17 protein-coding genes are annotated in these 20,170 nt (G+C 72.7%); 11 read left to right on the plus strand and 6 right to left on the minus strand.

Annotated elements, in window-relative coordinates; translation table 11 throughout:
* Positions 1-44 precede the first annotated feature (44 nt).
* The 3 genes from ACFYL6_RS30550 (at position 45) to ACFYL6_RS30560 (ending at position 4,129) form a co-directional block, all read left to right on the plus strand.
* On the plus strand, positions 45-2,003 hold the full coding sequence (locus ACFYL6_RS30550; protein WP_387176585.1) for a bifunctional adenosylcobinamide kinase/adenosylcobinamide-phosphate guanylyltransferase: 1,959 nt from the start codon (positions 45-47) through the stop codon (positions 2,001-2,003).
* A complete protein-coding gene (gene cobS / locus ACFYL6_RS30555) occupies positions 1,993-2,766 on the plus strand; it encodes an adenosylcobinamide-GDP ribazoletransferase (protein WP_387176587.1) in 774 nt (257 codons plus the stop codon). Before ACFYL6_RS30550 ends, cobS begins: the two co-directional genes overlap by 11 nt.
* Positions 2,767-2,833: 67 nt before the next feature.
* Positions 2,834-4,129 (plus strand): DUF2314 domain-containing protein, encoded by a 1,296-nt coding sequence (locus ACFYL6_RS30560; protein ID WP_387176589.1) that lies wholly within the window; start codon positions 2,834-2,836, stop codon positions 4,127-4,129.
* Between the two features lie 89 nt (positions 4,130-4,218).
* Here ACFYL6_RS30560 and gcvT read toward each other — a convergent pair whose 3' ends face one another.
* Entirely contained in the window at positions 4,219-5,349 is a 1,131-nt protein-coding gene (gcvT, locus tag ACFYL6_RS30565; protein ID WP_387176591.1) for a glycine cleavage system aminomethyltransferase GcvT, read from the minus strand.
* Positions 5,350-5,511: 162 nt separating this feature from the next.
* Here gcvT and ACFYL6_RS30570 point away from each other — a divergent pair, with 162 nt between their 5' ends.
* Entirely contained in the window at positions 5,512-7,086 is a 1,575-nt protein-coding gene (locus ACFYL6_RS30570; RefSeq protein WP_387176593.1) for a leucyl aminopeptidase, read from the plus strand.
* Between the two features lie 47 nt (positions 7,087-7,133).
* Here the strand turns inward: ACFYL6_RS30570 and ACFYL6_RS30575 are convergent, their stop codons facing one another.
* Positions 7,134-7,463, minus strand: coding sequence for a hypothetical protein (locus ACFYL6_RS30575; protein ID WP_387176594.1), 330 nt, complete (start codon positions 7,461-7,463; stop codon positions 7,134-7,136).
* Between the two features lie 178 nt (positions 7,464-7,641).
* On the opposite strand from ACFYL6_RS30575, the gene lpdA reads away from it, so the two are divergent.
* The gene (gene lpdA / locus ACFYL6_RS30580) at positions 7,642-9,033 is read left to right on the plus strand and encodes a dihydrolipoyl dehydrogenase (RefSeq protein ID WP_387176596.1); all 1,392 of its coding nucleotides are present in this window, start codon (positions 7,642-7,644) and stop codon (positions 9,031-9,033) included.
* A 66-nt stretch (positions 9,034-9,099) separates the two neighbouring features.
* Positions 9,100-10,944, plus strand: a complete 1,845-nt coding sequence (sucB, locus tag ACFYL6_RS30585; protein WP_387176598.1) for a 2-oxoglutarate dehydrogenase, E2 component, dihydrolipoamide succinyltransferase — start codon at positions 9,100-9,102, stop codon at positions 10,942-10,944.
* Positions 10,945-11,007: 63 nt separating this feature from the next.
* On the opposite strand, the gene ACFYL6_RS30590 is transcribed toward sucB, so the two are convergent.
* Positions 11,008-11,943 carry an SDR family NAD(P)-dependent oxidoreductase gene (locus ACFYL6_RS30590; protein ID WP_387176600.1) on the minus strand — a complete coding sequence of 312 codons (936 nt, stop codon included), beginning with the start codon at positions 11,941-11,943 and terminating at the stop codon, positions 11,008-11,010.
* A gap of 154 nt (positions 11,944-12,097) precedes the next feature.
* On the opposite strand from ACFYL6_RS30590, the gene ACFYL6_RS30595 reads away from it, so the two are divergent.
* A complete protein-coding gene (locus tag ACFYL6_RS30595; protein WP_387176602.1) occupies positions 12,098-13,435 on the plus strand; it encodes a low temperature requirement protein A in 1,338 nt (445 codons plus the stop codon).
* Between the two features lie 108 nt (positions 13,436-13,543).
* Positions 13,544-14,026 (plus strand): hemerythrin domain-containing protein, encoded by a 483-nt coding sequence (locus ACFYL6_RS30600; protein ID WP_387176604.1) that lies wholly within the window; start codon positions 13,544-13,546, stop codon positions 14,024-14,026.
* Here the strand turns inward: ACFYL6_RS30600 and ACFYL6_RS30605 are convergent.
* Positions 14,023-14,418, minus strand: a complete 396-nt coding sequence (locus ACFYL6_RS30605; RefSeq protein WP_387176606.1) for a MerR family transcriptional regulator — start codon at positions 14,416-14,418, stop codon at positions 14,023-14,025. The two genes, ACFYL6_RS30600 and ACFYL6_RS30605, sit on opposite strands and share 4 nt — an antisense overlap.
* Before the next feature lie 56 nt (positions 14,419-14,474).
* On the opposite strand from ACFYL6_RS30605, the gene ACFYL6_RS30610 reads away from it, so the two are divergent.
* Positions 14,475-15,473 (plus strand): aldo/keto reductase, encoded by a 999-nt coding sequence (locus ACFYL6_RS30610; RefSeq protein WP_387176608.1) that lies wholly within the window; start codon positions 14,475-14,477, stop codon positions 15,471-15,473.
* A gap of 43 nt (positions 15,474-15,516) precedes the next feature.
* Here the strand turns inward: ACFYL6_RS30610 and ACFYL6_RS30615 are convergent, their stop codons facing one another.
* Positions 15,517-16,368 (minus strand): NAD(P)H-binding protein, encoded by an 852-nt coding sequence (locus ACFYL6_RS30615; protein ID WP_387176610.1) that lies wholly within the window; start codon positions 16,366-16,368, stop codon positions 15,517-15,519.
* A gap of 342 nt (positions 16,369-16,710) precedes the next feature.
* Between ACFYL6_RS30615 and ACFYL6_RS30620 the strand changes: the two genes are divergently transcribed.
* Entirely contained in the window at positions 16,711-17,613 is a 903-nt protein-coding gene (locus ACFYL6_RS30620) for a TIGR01777 family oxidoreductase (protein ID WP_387176612.1), read from the plus strand.
* A 188-nt stretch (positions 17,614-17,801) separates the two neighbouring features.
* Positions 17,802-18,716 carry an LLM class flavin-dependent oxidoreductase gene (locus ACFYL6_RS30625; RefSeq protein WP_387176614.1) on the plus strand — a complete coding sequence of 305 codons (915 nt, stop codon included), beginning with the start codon at positions 17,802-17,804 and terminating at the stop codon, positions 18,714-18,716.
* Between the two features lie 152 nt (positions 18,717-18,868).
* On the opposite strand, the gene ACFYL6_RS30630 is transcribed toward ACFYL6_RS30625, so the two are convergent.
* The gene (locus tag ACFYL6_RS30630; protein WP_387176616.1) at positions 18,869-20,092 is read right to left on the minus strand and encodes a PHB depolymerase family esterase; all 1,224 of its coding nucleotides are present in this window, start codon (positions 20,090-20,092) and stop codon (positions 18,869-18,871) included.
* Positions 20,093-20,170: the final 78 nt, after the last annotated feature.

The following is a 20,170-nucleotide window of genomic DNA, read 5'->3' on the forward strand; positions in this document are numbered from 1 at the left end:
GGGCCGGCAGGCACCGCGACCCCGGGCGGCCTTAAGGTACGGGCATGTCCGTAGACGGGTGGAACACGGTCCTGGTGCTCGGCGGTATCCGGTCCGGCAAGTCCGAGTTCGCCGAGTCCCTGGTCACCGACGCGCCGGTGGTCCGCTACGTCGCCACCGCGCCCGAGGGCGACCCGGAGGACACCGAGTGGGCGACCCGGTTGGCGGCGCACCGCGCCCGGCGGCCGGGCAGCTGGACCACCGAGGAGACCACCGAGGATCCGCGCCGGCTGGCCGACGTGCTGGAGTCCGCCGAGCCCAACGAGATGTTGCTCGTCGACGACCTGGGCGGCTGGGTGACCGTGCTGCTCGACCCGGACCACCAGCCCGCCGACGACGTGGCGACGATCGCCGAGCTGGCCGAGGCGATCCGCGGGTGTGCCGCCCGGGTGGTGCTGGTGAGCCCCGAGGTGGGGCTGTCGCTGGTGCCGACCACCCCGCTGGGCCGGGCGTTCACCGACGCGCTGGGCGCGGCCAACCGCGCGGTCGCCGACGCCTGCGACGCGGTCGTGCTTGTCGTCGCCGGTCAGCCGGTCTGGCTCAAGCCGGGCGCCACCGCGACCACGCCGGCCGCTCTCGCCACCGCGACCGCGCCGACGGCTGCCGCCACCGCTACCGCTAGCTCGCCGACGGCCGCTGCCGCGCCGGTCGTGGCGAGCCTGGCCGACGCCGAGCCGATCCCCGAGGTGCAGCTGCCCGACGTGTTGACCCACACGCCGCCGGCCGCCCCGACCCCGGAGCCGGGCAACGCGTGGGCCGCGCCGACCATGGCGCTGCCGATGGTGGCCACCGGGCTGGTCATCCAGCCCGGCATGGAGCTGCCGATGCCCGACGAGTACGCGGGCCCGCAGGCGGTGGACCGGCTGGCCACGCTTGACGTACCGGGCGCCGGGCTGGGCGTACTGGACCGGGTGGTGGGCTTCGCCGCCGCCACCCAGGGCACCTCGATCCCCGCCGCCTGGGGCTCGGTGCGGGTGCTGCTGCTGCACGGCGACCACGCCGGCGGGGCGTCGGCCGGCACCGTCGCCGGTGAGTCGGCACGCCGCGCCGCGCAGGCCCGCGCCGGCCGGGGCGCGTTGGCGCGGTTGGCCGCCGAGAGCGGCGCCAGTCTCCAGGTGGTGGACACTCCGGCCTCCGGGCCGATCGAGGACGAGCCGGCCCTCGCGCCGGAGCAGGTGGAGTCCGCGCTGCGCTACGGCTGGCGGTTGGCCGAGCAGGCCGCCGACGCCGGCGTACAACTGCTGGTGCTCGGCGCGTGCGGCGCCGGCACCGAGGCGGCGGCCGCGGCGGTGCTCGCGGCGACCGCGGGCGCGGAGCCGCCCGCCGTGCTGGGCCGGGTGATCACCGAATCCGGCGAGATCGACGACGCGGCGTGGATGATCCGCTGCGCGGCGGTCCGCGACGCGCTGCACCGCACCCGGCGCTCGTCGCGCGGCGCCAAGGACATCCTGGCCGAGCTGGGCGGCGGCGACGTGGCCGTGGCCACCGGCGTGCTGCTCGGCGCCACCGCCCGCCGGGTGCCGGTGCTGCTCGACGGACCGGTCGGGTTGGCCGCCGGCATGGTGAGCCGTGACCTGGCCGGGCAGGCCCGGCACTGGTGCCTGCTGGCCGACCACGGTGGGCACCCGGCCGTGCGGCTCGCCGCCGACGTGCTGGGCCTCACCCCGCTGCTCGACCTGCGGCTGGATCTCGGCGAGGGCGCGAACGCGCTTGTCGCGCTGCCGCTGCTGCGCTCGGTGCTGGCGCTGTCCGCCGCGCTGCCGGTGCACCCGTCGCTGGGCGGCACGGACGACACCGACCCGGCCGCCGACGAGCCGGAGTCCACCGACCCGAGCTACGCCGACCCGGATCTCGCCGAGCCCGACTACACCGAGCCCGACTTCGTCGAGCCGGAGCCGGCCGGGCCGGGCCCGGCCAGCACCGGGGCGGACGAGCAGCCGGCGTCGGGCTGGCGTGCCGGCTGAGCCACGGCTCCTCGCGGGAGCCCGGCTGGCCCTCACCACGTTCACCACGCTGCCGGTGCGGGCCGGGCGCATCGACCGCTCGGTCGCCGGCACGGCGATGGCCCTTGCCCCGGTGGTCGGCGCGCTGCTCGGCGCCCTGTTGGCCGGTGTGCTGCTGCTGGCCGGCGCGCTCGCTCCCCCACTGGTGGCGGCCGGCGTGACCGTCGGCGTCGCCGCGCTGCTCACCCGGGGGCTGCACCTGGACGGGCTGGCCGACACCGTGGACGCGCTCGGCTCGTACCGCCGGGGCGCGTCCGCCCTGGAGATCATGAAGAAGCCGGACGTCGGCCCGTTCGGAGTGGTCGCCCTGGTGGTCGTACTCCTGGTGCAGGCGGCGGCGCTCGCCGACCTCGCCGGTCGGTCCTGGCCGGCGGGGCTCGCGGCGGTGGTCGCGGCGACCGCGGCCGGGCGGCTCGGTGTCGCGGTGGCCTGCCGGCGGGGAGTGCCGGCGGCCCGGCCGGACGGACTGGGCGCGCTGGTGGCCGGCACGGTCGGCCCGGTGGCAGTGGTCGCCGGCGCGGTCGTCGTCGTGCTGCTGGCGGTGCCCGCGGTGCCGGGCCGCCCGTGGCAGGGGCCGCTGGCCGTCGTGGCCGCGATCGCCGTCGCGCTACCGCTGCTCAACCACGTGGTACGCCGGCTCGGCGGGATCACCGGCGACGTCCTCGGCGCCACCGTCGAGGTGGTCACCACGCTGGTCTACCTGGGTCTGGTGCTGTCCGGCTGAACCGGGCCCGGCGGGCCGGGTAGCGTTCGGCTCGACAACACCGGCGCGGCCACCGGGGGATCCCACAATGCTCATCACGGACGACTTCCTGCCCGTACCGGTGCCGGAGTCGCTCAGCGCGACCTACCTGGTGCCGATGGCGGGGCTACCGAAGGTCAGTGCGAAGACCGCGGTGGCGGCCCTGACCGGCCGGCTGGCCGAGCCGGTGCACGGGCTGGCCCGGCAGATGCTCGACAGCCCGCTGATGAGCGTCGACACCCGGCCGATCTCCGAGTTCCCCGAGCTGCCGCCGGACCTGCTCACCGCGTTCGGCGCCACCAAGGAGCAGTTGGCCCGGCTGGCGGCGGCGACGCACCTGGTGGTCGTACAGGCCGAGTACCGGCCCGGTTGGCCGCCCGCGCACGAGTGGGCCGCCCGGGCGGTCGCGGCCGCCGTGGCGGAGTCCGTCGACAGCGACGTGGTGGACGTCTTCGGCCTCCAGTTCCTCGACCCGGCGACCGCGCTGCGCTCCCTCCCCGACGAGCAGGGCCGCGTCCGACTTGTCGACTGGGTGCTGGTGCCGTACTCGTCGGACACCGAGGGCCTGTGGTTCACCACCAAGGGGCTGCGCCGCTTCGGTCTGCTGGAGTTGCAGACCCAGGGGGTGCCCGACCACCTCACCCGCGCCTGGGGTGCGGTGATGACCGGGGCGGCCCGCCGACTGCTGCGGGACTGGACCGACGGGCTCACCGGCGAGGAGGTGCCGGCGTTCGTGCAACTGCCGGTGCTCGCCACGGTCACCGGGCACGACATCGCGGTGGCGTACGGCAACCCGGAGCAGCACGGCGCCACCGCCCCGGTGCTGCTCCGCCTCGAACTGGACCCGGCGACCGACCCGGAGGCGGACTCGTTCCTCAGCCTGCGCCCGCCGGCCGGGCACCCCGGCCCGGACGGGCGCTACTACGCCGCCGCCTGCGCGACCCTGTTCTCCGGGATCCAGCCGGACGTGCGCTACGCCCGCTCCGGTGACGCGATGAGCCGTGCGGTCGCCACCGCCCGGGCCGCGCTCGGTGACGCGCGGGCCCGGTTCGTCGCCGGTCAGCTCCCCACCGAGTCGCAGCTGGTGGTGAAGTACGGCCTGCCCGGTGACGACGGCCCGGAGTACGTCTGGGCGGGCGTCACCTCGTGGGAGACCCCGGAGCGCATCGTCGGCGTGAGCGCCAGCGACGCCAACACCGACCAGAGCGTCCGCATCGGCGCCCCCGTGGTCGTGGAGACGTCCGACGTGGTCGACTGGGCCGTCCTGGACGCCACAGGCGTCATAGAAGGCGGCTGGACCCAAGCAGTCCTAGATTCCGGCGAACCCCCAACCCCCACCCCCTGACCACCCACCCGCGTTGATCAAGAGGTTTGCGTCACGTGCGGACGAGAATCTGACGCAAACCTCTTGATCAACGGGGCAAGGCCGGGGGGTTACTTCACTGAGGGGGTTACGAAGGGGGGCTTCGTCAGCTTCAGGGGTGCTCGGCGGCCTCGGATGTCGATCTCGACCTCGTCGCCGTCGGTGAGGTTGGCGTCGGTGTTCAGCAGGGCCAGCGCGATGCCCTGTTTGCGGGTTGGGGAGAAGGTGCCGCTGGTCACCTCGCCCACCTGGGTGTCGCCTACGTGCAGGGTCATGCCGGGGCGGGGAATGGCCCGGTCGACGGCCACCAGGCCGCGCAGCGTACGCCGGGGGCCGGCGGCCTTCTCGGCGAGCAGCGCGTCGCGGCCCCAGAAGGCCGGCTTGTCCCAGCCGACCGCCCAGCCGGAGCGGGCCTGCACCGGGCTGATGTCCAGGGAGAGGTCCTGCCCGTGCAGCGGGTAGCCCATCTCGGTGCGCAGTGTGTCCCGGGCGGCCAGGCCGCAGGCGCGCAGCTCGAACGCCGCGCCGGCGGTGAAGAGCGCATCCCAGACGGCTACCGCGTGCTCCGCCGGCACCACCAGCTCGTAGCCCAGCTCGCCCGTGTAGCCGGTACGGCAGACGGTCAGCTCCACCCCGGCCAGGCTGGCGGCGGAGAAGCTCATGTAGCCGTGCTCGGTGGGCAGGCCCAGGGCGGCCAGCAACTCGGCCGAGCGGGGGCCCTGCACGGCCAGCACCGCGTACGCCTCGTGCTCGTCGGTGACGGTCACCTGCGCGGGCGCGGCGGCGCGCAACCGGCGCACCACCTCGGCGGTGTTCGCCGCGTTCGGGATGAGGAAGACGTGGTCGTCGGCGTAGAGGTAGGCGATGATGTCGTCCACCACGCCGCCGGTGGCGTCGTCGCAGCAGAGCGTGTACTGCGCTCGGCCCGGGCCGATCCGGCCGAGGTCGTTGCTGAGGCAGGAGTTGACGAAGTCGGCCGCGCCGGGGCCGCTCACCCGGGCCTTGCCCAGGTGTGACACGTCGAAGACCCCGACCGCCGTACGCACTGCGGTGTGCTCCTTGAGCACCCCGCCGCCGGCGTACTCCAGCGGCATCTCCCAGCCCCCGAAGGGGGCGAACTTGGCTCCGGCGGCGGTGTGCCGCTCGTGCAGCGGGGAACGGCGCAGCCGGGTCGCGGCGGCGTCGGAGGTCACGTCGGTCATGGGTGGCAACTTACCGGGGGCAACGTCGCTGGTTAGCATCGGCGGGAGCCCGCTGGCGCTGTCGGCGGGACAGCCATGACGTCCGGCAGGTAGGTTCCGCCGGAGACCTTCACCGCTGGTACGCGACGCCGCGACCGGCCCGGCCCGCCCGGAGTAGCTTCAGTGACTTCACCCCGCACCACCAACCTGAGCCTGGTCGACACCGACCCGGCCGAGCTCGCCGTCGACGCGATCGTGATCGGCGTGCACAGCCAGACCGGAGAGCAGGGCGCCACCAGCGGCCTCGCCGGCACCCTGCTGCTCGCCAGCGGCGCGGAGAGCATCGCGGCCGCGTTCGACGGCAAGCTGACCGAGACCCTCGCGCTGCTCGGCGCGACCGGTGGGCCGGGTGAGGTCATCAAGCTGGCCACGCTGGGCACCGTCACCGCCCCGCTGGTCACCGCGGTCGGGCTCGGCCCGGAGCCGTCGGGTGCCGCCCCGGCCCCGGAGACGCTGCGCCGGGCCGCCGGTGCGGCGATCCGGGCCCTGGCGGGCGCACCCCGGGTGGCGCTGGCGCTGCCGTTGCCGGACGACGCGGACGCGTCGGCCGAACTGCGCGCGGTCGCCGAGGGCGCGCTGCTGGGTGGGTACCGGTTCGCCGGCTACAAGACCCGGCCCCAGCCGACCCGGCGCGAGCCGGTGGCCGAGGTGCTCATCGCGGTGCCGGACGCCGGCGACGCGGGCGCCCAGGCGGAGATCGCCCGGGCGCAGGCGGTGGCGGGCGCGGTCCGGCTCAGCCGGGACTGGGTGAACACCGCGCCGAACGAGCTGCGTCCGCCGTCGTTCGCCGACGCGGTCGCGAGCGCGGCGCGCGAGGCGGGCCTCGGCGTCGAGGTGCTGGACGAGGCGGCTCTGGCCGCCGGCGGATACGGCGGCATCGTCGCGGTCGGGCAGGGCTCGGAGGCCCCGCCGCGGCTGGTGAAGCTGACCTACACCCCGCAGGGCGACGGCAACGGCAAGCGGGTCGCGCTTGTCGGCAAGGGCATCACCTTCGACACCGGCGGCATCTCGATCAAGCCGGCGCAGGGCATGTGGGAGATGAAGTCCGACATGGCGGGCGCCGCCGCGGTGGGCGCGGCCATGCTGGCGATCGCCGCGCTGAAGCCGTCGGTGGCGGTCAGCGCGTACCTGCCGATGGCGGAGAACATGCCGTCGGGCACCAGCTACCGGCCGGGTGACGTGATCACCATGTTCAACGGCAAGCGGGTCGAGGTGCTCAACACCGACGCCGAGGGCCGGATGATCCTGGGCGACGCCATCGCCCGCGCCTGCGCGGACGGCACCGACTACCTGTTCGAGACCTCCACCCTGACCGGTGGCCAGGTCATCGCCCTCGGCAAGCGGGTGGCCGGCGTGATGGGCACCCCGGAGCTGTGCAACCGCGTCCAGGTGGTCGGCGACTCGGTCGGCGAGCCGGCCTGGCCGATGCCGCTGCCCGACGACGTCCGTAAGGGCATGGAGTCGGATGTGGCGGACATCTCGCAGGTCAACGCCGGGATGGACCGGGCCGGTCACATGCTGCAGGGCGGCGTGTTCCTGCGCGAGTTCGTGACCGACGACGTGGCGTGGGCGCACATCGACATCGCCGGGCCGGGTTACCACTCGGGCGAGCCGACCGGCTACTGGACCAAGGGCGGCACCGGCGTGCCGGTCCGCACGCTGGTGCAGCTCGTCGAGGATGTCGCCGCGAACGGCTGACGGAAACGCGAAAGGGGCCCCTGCTCAGGGGGCCCCTTTCGCGTGTCTCAGTACCGCTCGGGGCGACGTTTGCGTCGCTCGTTGAAGTCACGCATCCGCTGCGGGTAGCCCATCAGCCGGACGTCGTACACCGGGATGCCCATCCGGTGCGCGAAGCGCCGGGCCCCGTCCGGGCCGTCGATGCGCCGGCGGGTCCACTCCCCGTCGTCGGCGATCAGGATGACCGTGGTCTCCGTCACGGTCGTCCGGGGCTCGATGAACGCCTCGACGCCACGCCGACTCCGGATGAAGTTCTCCAGATGGTCCAGATCGCCACGATCGGCGGCACGGTCACGGCTCGGCACAGCCGCCTGTTTGCGGCGCCGGAACAAGCCCACCGGATCTCTCCCCCACCGTGCGTCATCGACAACGGTGCCAAGGGTACGTGTCGATGACGTGTCGTTGGGCACCTCAGTACGCACCCTGTGCTCAGTGGTGACAAGATGACCGAGGTGGGGTGTGTCCGTGTTACATCCCCGTGACCCCCGATGCAGCGACGCGACCTGGGAGTTGGACGTGAGCGAGCCGAACGAAGCGACCTTCGACATTGTCATTCTCGGAGGTGGCAGCGGCGGCTACGCGACCGCGCTGCGCGCCGTCCAGCTGGGCCTGAAGGTCGCGCTGGTCGAGAAGGGCAAGCTCGGCGGCACCTGTCTGCACAACGGCTGCATCCCGACGAAGGCGCTGCTGCACGCGGCGGAGATCGCCGACCAGGCCCGCGAGTCGGAGCAGTTCGGCGTGAAGGCCGAGCTGATCGGCATCGACATGGCCGGGGTCAACGCGTACAAGGACGGTGTCATCTCCCGCCTGTACAAGGGCCTGCAGGGCATGTTGAAGGGCAACAAGGCGATCACCATCGTCGAGGGCCACGGCAAGCTGGTCGGCAAGAACGTGGTCGAGGTGGACGGCAAGCGTTACACCGGCCGCAACATCGTCCTGGCCTCCGGCTCGTACGCCAAGAGCCTGCCCGGCCTGGACGTCGACGGCGAGCGGATCATCACCAGCGACCACGCCCTCACGATGGACCGGGTGCCGTCGTCGGTGATCGTGCTCGGTGGCGGCGTGATCGGCGTCGAGTTCGCCAGCGTGTGGAAGTCCTTCGGTGTGGACGTGACGATCGTCGAGGCGCTGCCCCGGCTGGTCGCCGCCGAGGACGAGGAGTCGTCGAAGGCGTTGGAGCGGGCGTTCCGCAAGCGGAAGATCAACTTCAAGGTCGGCAAGCCGTTCGAGAAGGTCGAGAAGACCGAGGGCGGCGTCAAGCTGACCATCCAGGGCGGCGAGACCGTCGAGGCGGAGCTGCTGCTGGTCGCCGTCGGTCGCGGCCCGAACACCGCCAACCTCGGGTACGAGGAGCAGGGCGTCAAGATGGACCGCGGCTACGTGCTGACCGACGAGCGGCTGCGCACCAGCGTGCCGAACGTCTACGCGGTCGGCGACATCGTGCCCGGCCTGCAGCTCGCGCACCGGGGCTTCCAGCAGGGCATCTTCGTGGCCGAGGAGATCGCCGGGCAGACCCCGGCCGTGATCGACGAGGTCGGCATCCCGCGCGTCACCTACTGCGACCCGGAGCTGGCCTCGGTGGGTCTCACCGAGGCCAAGGCCAAGGAGCAGTACGGCGCCGACAAGGTCAAGACGTACAACTACAACCTGGGTGGCAACGGCAAGAGCCAGATCCTCAAGACCACCGGCTTCGTGAAGCTGGTCCGGGTCGAGGACGGCCCGGTCGTCGGTGTGCACATGATCGGCGCCCGGGTGGGTGAGCTGATCGGTGAGGCGCAGCTCATCTACAACTGGGAGGCGTACCCGGCGGAGGTCGCCCAGCTCGTGCACGCCCACCCGACCCAGAACGAGGCCCTGGGCGAGGCGCACCTGGCCCTCGCCGGCAAGCCGCTGCACGCGCACGCCTGATCATCCAAACCGCGGCGTCCGGCGACGGGCGAAGATCCCACCAGGGGAATGAAGGAGTCTCAGAAAATGCCGGTATCGGTCACCATGCCCCGGCTCGGCGAGAGCGTCACCGAGGGCACCGTCACTCGCTGGCTCAAGCAGGAGGGCGACACGGTCGAGGTTGACGAGCCCCTGCTCGAGGTCTCGACCGACAAGGTCGACACCGAGATCCCGTCGCCCGCTGCGGGCGTGCTGAGCCGGATCGTGGTCGGCGAGGACGAGACCGCCGAGGTCGGCAGCGAGCTGGCCGTCATCGCCGGTGAGGGCGAGTCGACCGGCGGTGGCGAGGCCGCACCGCAGGAGCAGGCCCCGGCCGAGTCGGTCGAGCCGGCCGCCGAGCCGACGGCCGCCGCCGAGGGCACCGCCGACGAGGTGGCCCAGGACGAGGCCCCGGCCGAGGCGCCGGCTCCGGCCGCCGCCTCGTCGGGCGAGGGCACCGCGGTGAAGATGCCCGCCCTGGGCGAGAGCGTCACCGAGGGTACGGTCACCCGCTGGCTGAAGCAGGTCGGCGAGACCATCGAGGTCGACGAGCCGCTGCTGGAGGTCTCCACCGACAAGGTGGACACCGAGATCCCGTCGCCGGTCGCCGGCACGGTGCTGGAGATCAAGGTCGCCGAGGACGAGACCGCCGCGGTCGGCGCCGACCTGGCGATCATCGGCGTTGCCGGCGCGGCCCCCGCCCCGGCGCAGCCCGAGCCGAAGCCCGAGCCCAAGGCGGAGGCCAAGCCGGCGCCGAAGGCCGAGCCGAAGCCCGAGGCGAAGGTCGAGGAGCCGACCCCCGGCATGTCGTACAACGAGCCGGCCGCGGAGACCGAGAGCTCGGCCCAGCCGGCGAAGACCGAGCAGGCCGCGCAGCCGGCCGCGTCGGCCTCGACGCCGCCGCGCCCGTCCGCCCCGGCACCGGGTGCCGGCGAGGAGGCCGCCGGGTACGTGACTCCGCTGGTGCGCAAGCTGGCCAGTGAGCACGGCGTCGACCTGGCCGCGCTCAACGGCACGGGCGTGGGTGGTCGGATCCGCAAGCAGGACGTGCTGGAGGCCGCCGAGAAGGCGAAGGCCGCCAAGGCCGCTCCCGCCGCCGCGCCCGCGCCGGCAGCCGCACCGTCGGCGGCTGCGGCCAAGCCGGCCGAGAAGCCGCAGCCGAGCAGCAAGCGGGGCACCACCGAGAAGCTGCCGCGCATCCGGGCGACCATCGCCAAGCGGATGCAGCAGTCGCTGCACGAGACGGCCCAGCTCACCACCGTGGTCGAGGTGGACGTCACCCGGGTCGCCAAGTTGCGGACGCGGGCGAAGGAGTCGTTCCAGGCCAAGCACGGCGTGAAGCTGTCTTTCCTGCCGTTCTTCGCGCTCGCCGCCATCGAGGCACTCCAGACCCACCCGATCATCCAGGCCAGCATGGACCTGGACGGTGGCACGATCACCTACCCGGCCGCCGAGCACCTGGGCATCGCCGTGGACACCGAGCGCGGCCTGCTCGTGCCGGTCATCCACAACGCCGGTGAGCTGAACATGGGCGGCATCGCCAAGCGGATCGCCGACCTGGCCGAGCGCACCCGGGCCAACAAGATCACCCCGGACGAGATGGCCGGGGCGACCTTCACGCTTACCAACACGGGCAGCCGGGGCGCGCTCTTCGACACCCCGATCGTGCCGTCGCCGCAGTCGGCGATGCTCGGCACGGGTGCCGTGGTCAAGCGGCCGGTCGTGGTCAACGACCCGGAGCTGGGCGAGGTCGTCGCGATCCGGTCGATGGTCTACCTGGCCATGTCCTACGACCACCGCCTGATCGACGGCGCCGACGCGGCCCGCTTCCTGACCGCGGTCAAGGAGCGGCTGGAGGCCGGCAACTTCGAGTCGGAGCTGGGCCTGGCCTGATCCACCCGCAACGCCGAGAGGGCGCCCCGGTCGTCGACCGGGGCGCCCTCTCGTCTGCGGTCCTCACTCCTTCAGCAGGGCGGTCGAGACCTGCCAGAGCCGCTCGGCGGCCTCCGGGTCCAGCGCGTACGCCGCGACTCCCGTCCGCCCACCGGGCTGGTTGGGGGCAGCCTCCTGACAGTCCTCGAAGTAGCGCCCGCCCACCCCGTCGAGCAGTGGTGAGGCGGCGACCAGCACGGAGGTGGCGGCGCCCTGCTCGACGGTCTTCCAGGTTGCCGCGTTACCGGCGCGCAGCCGGTTCAGCTCCTCCTCGCTGACGTAGCGCTGGAGGTTGGTCCGGATCGCGCCGGGCATCAGCGAGTTGGTGAAGATGCCGTCGTCGGCCCAGCGCCGGGTGGCCTCCACAGCGAACAGCACGTTGGCCGTCTTGGACTGCCCGTACGCCTGCCACGGCTCGTACTCCCGCTGGTCGTACTGGATGTCCTCGAAGACCACAGGTGAGCGCAGGTGGGCGGCGGAGCTGACCGAGACAATCCTGGCCCCGTCGGCGGCCGCGAGTGCCGGGCGCAGCCCGGTGGCGAGCGCGAAGTGCCCCAGGTGGTTGGTGGCGAACTGCATCTCCCAGCCCTGCGGGGTCCGGGACAGGGGTGCGGCCATGATGCCGGCGTTGTTGACCAGGATGTGCAGCGGGCCGTCCCAGTTGGCCACGAAGTCGGCGACCGATCCCTGGTCGGCGAGGTCGAGCGGGGCGACCAGGACGCTGTCGTTGCCGGTGGTGCCGGTGATGTCGTTGGCGGCCTGCTGGCCCGCGTCCGGGTTACGGACGGCCAGGGTGACCTCCGCGCCGGCGCTGGCCAGGGCGCGGGCGGTCTCCACGCCGATCCCGGAGGACCCGCCGGTGACGATCGCCCGCCGCCCCACGAGGTCCACGCCCCTGATCACGTCCATGGCCGTCGAGTGCGGGGCGAACGAAGTGGTGATCGGGTTGTTCGTCGTCATTGTCCATCCTTGTCCGGGTGGGGCGGACCGACCGGCCCGCTGCGGGAGGCCGTGGGCCCCGGTGTTTCCCCGGCCCGGGCCGGAGGTAACGCCGGACTCCGCCGCCATCGCCGTTCGGGCCTCCGGCCGGCCCGGACGCTGCCAGAGTGGGATCGTGGGCGGCTACCGGCGGGGCGGACAGCTGGGACCGGCCGTCCCGATCGCCCCCGGCGCCAGGGTGGACAAGTTCGAGGTCTTCTTCGATCTGGTCTTCGTCTTCTCGTTCTTCATCATTACCCGGGCCACCGCCGCGAACATCTCCGGCCGGCAACTGCTGCACGCCGGCCTGGTGCTCGCCGTGCTCTGGTGGATCTGGGTGGTGCACAGCCTGGTCGCCACCCGGGTCCGGCTCGGCGAGGGCTACGTCCCGGTGCTCATGGTGATCGCGATGGTCGCCCTGTTCGCGTTCGCGCTGGCGCTACCGCAGGCCTTCAACGACCCGAAGGGAAGTGCCGCCGGCCCGATGCTGGTGGCCATCAGCTACGTCGTGGTCCGGGCCGTACACATGTTCCTCTACCAGCACGTGGTGCGGGACAGCCCGCAGGAACGGCGGCAACTGCGGCGGTTCGCGCCGGAGCTGGCGGTGAGCATCGTGCTGCTGCTCGCCGCCGCGCTCATCCCGCCGCAGATCACCGACCCCGACCGGGCCGCCCTGGTCCGTGACGGGCTGTGGATCACAGTGGTGGTGGTGCAGTACGCCACCGGCTTCATCGTCGGCACCTGGGGCTGGGGGGTGACCAGCGCCGAGCACTGGACCGAGCGCTACGACCTCATCCTGATCATCGCGCTGGGCGAGTCGATCATCTCCACCGGCGTGGGCGGCAACCTGCTCGGCAAGCCGGTCACCTGGCCGGCGGTGGCCGCCGCCGCGCTCAGCATCGTGATCACCGCCGCCCTCTGGTGGGCGCACTTCGACTTCATCGGGCCGGCCGCTCGGATCGCCCTGCACGCGGCGGAGGGCGGCCCCCGGGTGGCGATGGCCCGCGACGCGTACGCGTATCTCTACCTGCCGATGATCGCCGGGGTGATCCTCTTCTCGATCGGCAACGAGGAGGTCCTGCACAAGATCACCGACCCGGCCGGCGGGATCGCCGAGAAGGTCGAGGGACCGGCGGTGCCGATGCTCTTCGGCGGGTTGATCTGCTATTTCGGCGTCAACCTGCTCTTCCAGCTCCGCACCCTGCACACCGTCACGTGGACCCGCGTCGGCGTCATCGTGGTGCTCACGGCGGCCCTTCCGATCGGCCAGCACCTGCCAGCGCTGGGCGCGCTCACCCTCGCGACAGTGATCTGCGTGGCGCTGGTGGCCGTGGAGGTGATGGTGATGTCGCAGTCCCGGCACGCCCTGCGGGCCGCCGTCTTTCAGGAGCGGACCAGCCACGAGGCGCACGAGGCCGCCTGGCGTGCGCGTTGGCACGACGTCCGGGAGAGCGACGAGCCGACCACGCCGTGACTCCGGCGTCCCCAGGGCCGGTCGGGCTAGACTCCGCCCCAGCGTCGCGGTGCACCCGGCACGAAGGCCGCCGTGGGCATGGAGGCGCGGGGACAGCATGGGACGAACGTGCACCCAACCGGTTCACCGGCCGGCCGGCTCGCCGCCGTCGGCAATCAGATGATCGAGATCCACCTCTGGCTCAGCGCGGAACTGGCCCGGCTGCGGGAAAGCCTCGACACCCCGTCCCGGGACCTGCGAGCACACTGCCTGACCTTCTGCGCCGCGCTCGGCCGCCACCACACGGGTGAGGACGCGGGCGCGTTCCGGCTGCTGGCCGAGGAGGCCCCCGAACTGCGCCCGGTCATCGAGAACCTGATCACCGATCACGAGGTGGTGGCGGGGATCCTGGAACGGGTCGAGGCACTGCTGGGCGGCGACGCGGCGGTGCCGGTCGCCCAGGTACGCGCCGAGTTGGACGGGTTGGCCGCCCTCCTGGAGTCGCACTTCCGCTACGAGGAGAAGCGGCTGGTCACCGCCCTGAACGCGCTCACCGGTCGACCCGGGACGACCGAGGACCTGCTCGGCCTGACCACGCCCGGCCCCCTCTAGGTGCCGTGCCCGGACTCCGGACCCGATGCGGTAGCGGGCAGTCGCTCGTAGAAGCGGATCTTCTCCCGGAGGTGGTCGTACTGGCGCTGGAGCAGGCGCATCTGCTCCTCGACCCGCGCCGCGTGGTGACGCAGCAGCTCATGGCGCTCGTCGGCGGTGTGCTCGCCGTCGCGGGCCAGTTGCGCGTAGCGGCGCATCTGCGCGATCGGCATCCCGGTGTCCCGCAGGCAGCGGAACAGCACCAGCCAGCCGAGGTCGTCGTCGGTGAAGACCCGCTGCCCGCCCGCCGTCCGCTCCACGTCCGCGAGGAGGCCGATCTTCTCGTAGTACCGCAGGGTGTCCAGGCTGAAGCCGCTGCGGCGGGCGGCCTCCGAGGGGGCGTAACCGCTCATGTCGCGAGATCGTAGTGCTTGACCTGGAGCGCGCTCCAGGTTGGAGGCTGATGACCATGACGACGACACGAACGCTGGGACGCAGCGGCATCACGGTCAGCGCGATCGGAATGGGGTGCTGGGCCATCGGCGGCCCGCTCTGGGGTGACGACGGGCAGCCGTTCGGCTGGGGTGAGGTGGACGACGACGAGTCGATCCGCACCATCCACCGGGCGCTCGACCTGGGGGTGACCCTGTTCGACACCGCCAGCAACTACGGCGCCGGGCACAGCGAGCGGATCCTCGGTCAGGCCCTGGCCGGGCGGCGGGACAGCGTGGTGATCGCCACCAAGTTCGGCAACGTCAGCGAGGAGACCACCCGGCGGGCGCTCGGCACCGACGCCAGCCCGGCCTTCGCGGCGCGCAGCCTGGAAGACTCGCTCCGCCGCCTCGGCACCGACTACGTCGACCTCTACCAACTGCACATCAACGCACTGCCGGTGCCCGCCGCGCTCGATCTGGTCGACACCCTGGAGGCCCTGGTCGACCAGGGCAAGATCCGGGCGTACGGCTGGAGCACCGACGACCCGACCTCCGCGGAGGCGTTCTCGGCTGCCGGCCCGCACTGCGCCGCGATCCAGCACGACGAGTCGGTGCTGCGCGACAACTCGGCGGTGCTGGCGGTCTGCGACAAACACGACCTGGCCAGTCTCAACCGTGGGCCGTTGGCGATGGGGCTGCTCACCGGGTCGACCCGGGCGGTCGGGGCGGACGATGTGCGGGGACGGGCACCGGAGTGGCTGGAGTGGTTCACCGACGGCCGGCCGACACCCCGCTGGGCGGCCCGGGTCGACCAGGTCCGCGCGGCGCTCACCGCCGACGGTCGCACCCTGGCCCAGGGCGCGCTCGGCTGGCTGCTGGCGCGCAGCCCCCGTACCGTGCCGATCCCCGGCCTGCGCACGGTGGCACAGGCCGACGAGAACCTGGCCACCCTGGAACTCGGCCCCCTGAGCCCCGATTCCTACGCCGAGGTGGAACGCCTCCTGGCCGACCTTCGTCCGACTCCGGCGGCCTGACCACCGGGCCTGACCACCGGGCCGGTCCACGCCCCGGGCGTCGTCAGCGGAAGTTGTCCGCGTGCTCGACGGCCCACTGTCGGAACGGGCGCCCGGGGCGGCCGGTCACCTGCTCGACGTCCGGGGCGACCCAGGCGTTGCCGTCGAGATACTGGCCCATCTCCAGGAACCACTCGATCACGTCGGCGGGATAGGTGTCCTTCCAGTACTCCCGGGCCTGCTCCGGGGTCAGCTCGTCGAACCGCACCGGACGGCCGATCGCCTCGCCGATCATCCGGACCGCGTCCCGGCGGCGGACCGGCTCCGGCCCGGTCGGCTGGTACACCCGGCCGGCATGGCCGTCGCGGGTGAGTGCCGCCAGGATGACCGCGGCGATGTCCGCCTCGTGGACCAGGGCGCTGTTCCAGTCACCGAACGGTGCCCGGACCACCCCCTCGGTCCGAATGGCGTGCGCCCAGTCCCGGGTGTTCGCCATGAACTCGCCGGGAAACACGTGCGTCCACTCCAGACCCGAGTTTTCGATCGCCCGGTGCAGCGGCCGGTGCGGGGCCTCGAGCGGGTCGTCGTCGGCCCGGCTCGGATCGTTGTGACCGAGGTGGGTGACCCGACGGACGCCGGCCTTCCGGGCCAGTTCCAAGATCTCCGCACCGGTGGTCAGCGGTCCGTACCCATCCATGGCGACCAGGTGCATGCGCGTCACGCCACGCAGCGCCGGCGCCAGCGTGCGGGGCCTGGCGAAGTCGCCCGCCAGCACCTCCACGCCGCTGGGCAGCGCGGCGGCCGCCGGCGAGGCGGGATCGCGGGTCAGCGCCCGTACGTCGTGGCCGGCGGCCAGCAGTTGCCGGACCAGGCTGCCTCCGACGGTTCCGGTCGCTCCGGTCACCAGGATCGGCATGGTTCCTCCTCAGGGATCGCCCGACGGTGGGCACGGCGAACCGACCCCGCCAGTCGGGGGCGCTCTCGGATGCCTCATGGTCAGCCACATCGCCGCGGGAAGCAATCGCGAACACCGCATTCACGTTCGCTCTGACCTGCGGAAACGCGCTGACCACCGAAAGCGCGCGGTGGCCTTTTTCGGATCCCCGGGAGACCCGTTGACCTGCGTTTTCCGCGCCGCACGGGGGCGCCCGCAGATTTCTTCGCCGGCACGTCCCGGTTCTTCGCCGGCACGTCCCGGTGCCGGTGACGTCGGCCGCCCTGGGCATCCGTCGGTGGCGTTCTGGACGAAGATGGGGGTATGCGGATCCTTCTGGCCGGCGCGTCCGGCTTTCTTGGCACCCGGCTGGCCGACGCGCTCGTCCGCGACGGGCACGAGCTCACCCGGTTGGTCCGTCGGGCACCGGGCGGGCCACAGGAGCGACGGTGGGACCCGGCCGCCGGGCAGCTCGACCCGGCCGTGGTCGCCGAGGCCGACGCCGTGGTCAACCTGGCCGGCGCGGGCGTTGGCGACAAGCGCTGGAACGACGACTACCGGCGGTTGATCCGCACCACCCGGGTGGACAGCACCACCACGCTGGCGACCACCGTCGCCGGGCTCCCCGCCGCGGACCGACCCCGGGTGCTGCTCAACTCGTCAGCCGTCGGCTGGTACGGCAACACCGGCGACCGGGCGGTCGAGGAGGACGCGCCGGCCGGCGAGGGCTTCCTGGCCGACGTCTGCCGGGTGTGGGAGGCCGCGACCCGGCCGGCCGAGGACGCCGGGGTACGCGTGGTCCGGCTGCGTACGGGTCTGCCGCTGCACCGCGAGGGCGGGCTGCTCAAGCCGCAGCTGCTGCCGTTCAAGCTGGGCGTCGCCGGCCGGCTGGGCAGCGGCCGGCAGTGGCTGCCGTGGATCTCGATGGCCGACTGGCTGGACGCGACCCGCTTCCTGCTCGACCGCGACGACATCGCCGGCCCGGTCAACGTGGTGGGGCCGAACCCGGTCACCAACGCCGAGTTCACCCGCGAGCTGGCCCGGCAACTGCACCGGCCGGCGGTCATTCCGATTCCCGGGCTGGCGCTCAAGGTGGTCCTCGGCGGCTTCGCCCACGAGGCCCTCACCAGCACCCGAGTCCTCCCCGGAGTCCTGACCCGAGCCGCCTACCCCTACCACCACCAAACCCTCCCCCAAGCCCTCCAAGCAGCCCTAACAACCCCCTAACCCCAGCGCGTTGATCATGAAGTTATTGCCACTCGCCTCGGCGTGTCGTGGCAATAACTTCATGATCAACAGGGTTAGGGGTGGGGGTGGGTGGGAGGTCAGCAGCGGCTACCCCCGGTGGTTCGGCCCTCGGCAGAATCGGCGGTCAGCAGGTATCCGGTGGGCTGGCTTGGGCCGATGCTGGACGAATGGCGACCTTCTCCCTCCAGGCCACTCCGACCGACGCGGCGAGCTGGGCCGAGCTGGCCCGTCGGGCCGAGACCGCCGGCTTCGACGCCCTGCTCGCCGCCGACCACCCCGGCGAGGTGACGTCACCGTTCGTGGCGCTGGCCGCCGCCGCCCCGGTCACCTCGACGATCGGGCTCGGTTCGTACGTGTCGAACCTCGGCGTACGGGAACCGATCCTGCTCGCGGCCGACGTGGCCACCCTCGACCTGATCTCCGGTGGACGGGCCCGGCTCGGTGTCGGCGCCGGTCACACCCCGGCGGAGTGGCACGCGGTGGGCCGGGAACGTCCTGACGTGGCAGGCCGGGTCCGCCGTTGCGTGGCCGTCGCCGAGGCGGTCCGCGCACTGCTCGACGGCGCCTCGGTCACCGTCGACTCGGCCGAGCTGACGATGCGCGAGGCGGTGCTGCGCGAACCCCGGCCGGTGCAGGACCGGATCCCATTGACGGTGGGTACGGCGAACTCGACGCTGCTGCGCTGGGCCGGCGCGTACGCCGACGTGGTCGGGCTGACCGGGTTCGGGCGTACCCTCGCCAACGGCCACCAGCATGAGGCGCGCTGGCGGGCCGACCAGATCGAGGCGCAGCTGGCCTGTGTGGCGGCCGGCGCGGCCGGCCGGACCGACAGGCCGGCGCTGGAGGCGCTGGTCCAGACGGTGGTGGTCACCGACGACGCGGAGGCTGCCGCCGCGGAGCAGGCCCGGCGCAACGGCATGACCCCCGCCGAGCTGCTGGCCACCCCGTTCGTGCTGATCGGCACGGTGGACGAGATCCTCACGGCGGTCGCCGAGCACGAACGGCGCTGGGGCGTGACCCGGTTCGTGGTCCGCGCTGACGCGCTGGACCCACTCGCGCCGGTCCTGGCCCGCCTAACCTGAGCCCCCACCCCCACCCCCACCCCCGCCCCACCCCCACCCCCGCCCCCGCCCGCGCCGACGACCGAGTTGATCAAGAGGTTTGCGTCATCCGGAGGCCGGAATCTGACGCAAACCTCTTGATCAACAAGGGTTAGGTGCAGGGGGGTGGTGGGTCAGCAGCCGATTACCCAGTAGTTGGGGGCGGTCTGCTTGAGGGCGCTGGAGTAGAAGGTGTTGTAGAGGCCCATGCGCTGGTTGGAGCCGTTGGCGTAGGCGTAGCCGCCGGACTGGTACGCCCGACCGGCCGCCACGTGCGCGTAGTTGCTGGCCGTCACGCAGGTCGGCGGCGTGGTCGGAGTGGCCGTCGGGGTCGGCGTCGGGGTGGCGGTGACCGTCGGGGTCGGGGTCGGGTTGGTCCCGCCGCCGTTCAGGCCGAAGAAGAGCGCGTCGCGGTACGTCGAGCAGATGGTGTCCAGGAAGTACGCGCCCGCGGTGCCGCACTGCTCGGCCGCCGAGCCCGGGTCGACCGGGGTGCCGTGGCCCATCCCGGAGATCCGGTAGAGGCGCACGTCGTCGTTGCCGTACACCTCCAGGCTGGTGTTGCCGGGCAGCGACGAGGTGCTGGTCGGGGTCTGCGACACGCCCCGCACGTTGGTCCACTGGTCGCGGGACTCGGTGCCGTTGAGCGGGGTGACAGTGGTGTCCGAGGTGCCGTGCCAGATGGCCACCCGGGGACGCGGGCCGGTGTAGCCGGAGTACGCCCCACGCACCAGGTCGCCCCAGGCGGCCGGAGTCTTGTCCGCACCCGGGTTCATGCAGCTGAACGCGTTGACCATGCTCGTGGCGCAGCGGTACGGGATCCCCGCGATGATCGACCCGGCGGCGAAGACGTCCGGGTAGGTGGCGAGCATGACCGCGCTCATCGCCCCGCCCGCGGAGAGCCCGCTGACGTAGACCCGGGAGCCGTTCACCCCGAAGTTCGTCTTGGCGTGGTCGACCATCTGCTTGATCGACAGCGCCTCACCCTGACCCCGGGTGGTGTCGCCCGCCTCGAAGAAGTTGAAGCAGGAGTTGGCGTTGTTGCCAGAGGGCTGCTGGGCGACGATCAGGGCGAACTTCCACTGGTCGGCGTACTTCTGCCAACCGGAGCCGGAGAAGTAGCCGGAGGCGTTCTGCGTACACCCGTGCAGCAGCACGACCGCCGGGGAGTTGGCCGGCAGACCGTCCGGCCGGTAGGCGTACATGGCGAGGTTGCCGGGGTTGGAGCCGAACCCGGTGACCTGGGTGAGGGTGGCGGCCTGGGCTGGTGCGGCGACGGCGACGGCGCCCGCTACGGCGAGGGCGAGCCCGGCGACCGCACCGAGCAGCCGGGTGAGGGTGGACGAGGAGCGGCGCACGGCGGCCTCCTGAAGGGGCGGACTGTGAACTGGGTCACGGTCGAGTTGCCGAGACGTTACGACGATGTGTCGCCGCTA

The sequence above is a fragment of the Micromonospora sp. NPDC007208 genome, from assembly GCF_042869175.1.
Lineage (GTDB): Bacteria > Actinomycetota > Actinomycetes > Mycobacteriales > Micromonosporaceae > Micromonospora > Micromonospora foliorum.

Coding starts and splice junctions, on each gene's coding strand:
- ACFYL6_RS30550 (WP_387176585.1), top strand. CDS start 45: ATGTCCGTAGACGGGTGGAACACGGTCCTGGTGCTCGGCGGTATCCGG.
- ACFYL6_RS30560 (WP_387176589.1), top strand. CDS start 2,834: ATGCTCATCACGGACGACTTCCTGCCCGTACCGGTGCCGGAGTCGCTC.
- gcvT (WP_387176591.1), bottom strand. CDS start 5,349: ATGACCGACGTGACCTCCGACGCCGCCGCGACCCGGCTGCGCCGTTCC.
- sucB (WP_387176598.1), top strand. CDS start 9,100: ATGCCGGTATCGGTCACCATGCCCCGGCTCGGCGAGAGCGTCACCGAG.
- ACFYL6_RS30590 (WP_387176600.1), bottom strand. CDS start 11,943: ATGACGACGAACAACCCGATCACCACTTCGTTCGCCCCGCACTCGACG.
- ACFYL6_RS30605 (WP_387176606.1), bottom strand. CDS start 14,418: ATGAGCGGTTACGCCCCCTCGGAGGCCGCCCGCCGCAGCGGCTTCAGC.
- ACFYL6_RS30610 (WP_387176608.1), top strand. CDS start 14,475: ATGACGACGACACGAACGCTGGGACGCAGCGGCATCACGGTCAGCGCG.
- ACFYL6_RS30615 (WP_387176610.1), bottom strand. CDS start 16,368: ATGCCGATCCTGGTGACCGGAGCGACCGGAACCGTCGGAGGCAGCCTG.
- ACFYL6_RS30620 (WP_387176612.1), top strand. CDS start 16,711: ATGCGGATCCTTCTGGCCGGCGCGTCCGGCTTTCTTGGCACCCGGCTG.
- ACFYL6_RS30625 (WP_387176614.1), top strand. CDS start 17,802: ATGGCGACCTTCTCCCTCCAGGCCACTCCGACCGACGCGGCGAGCTGG.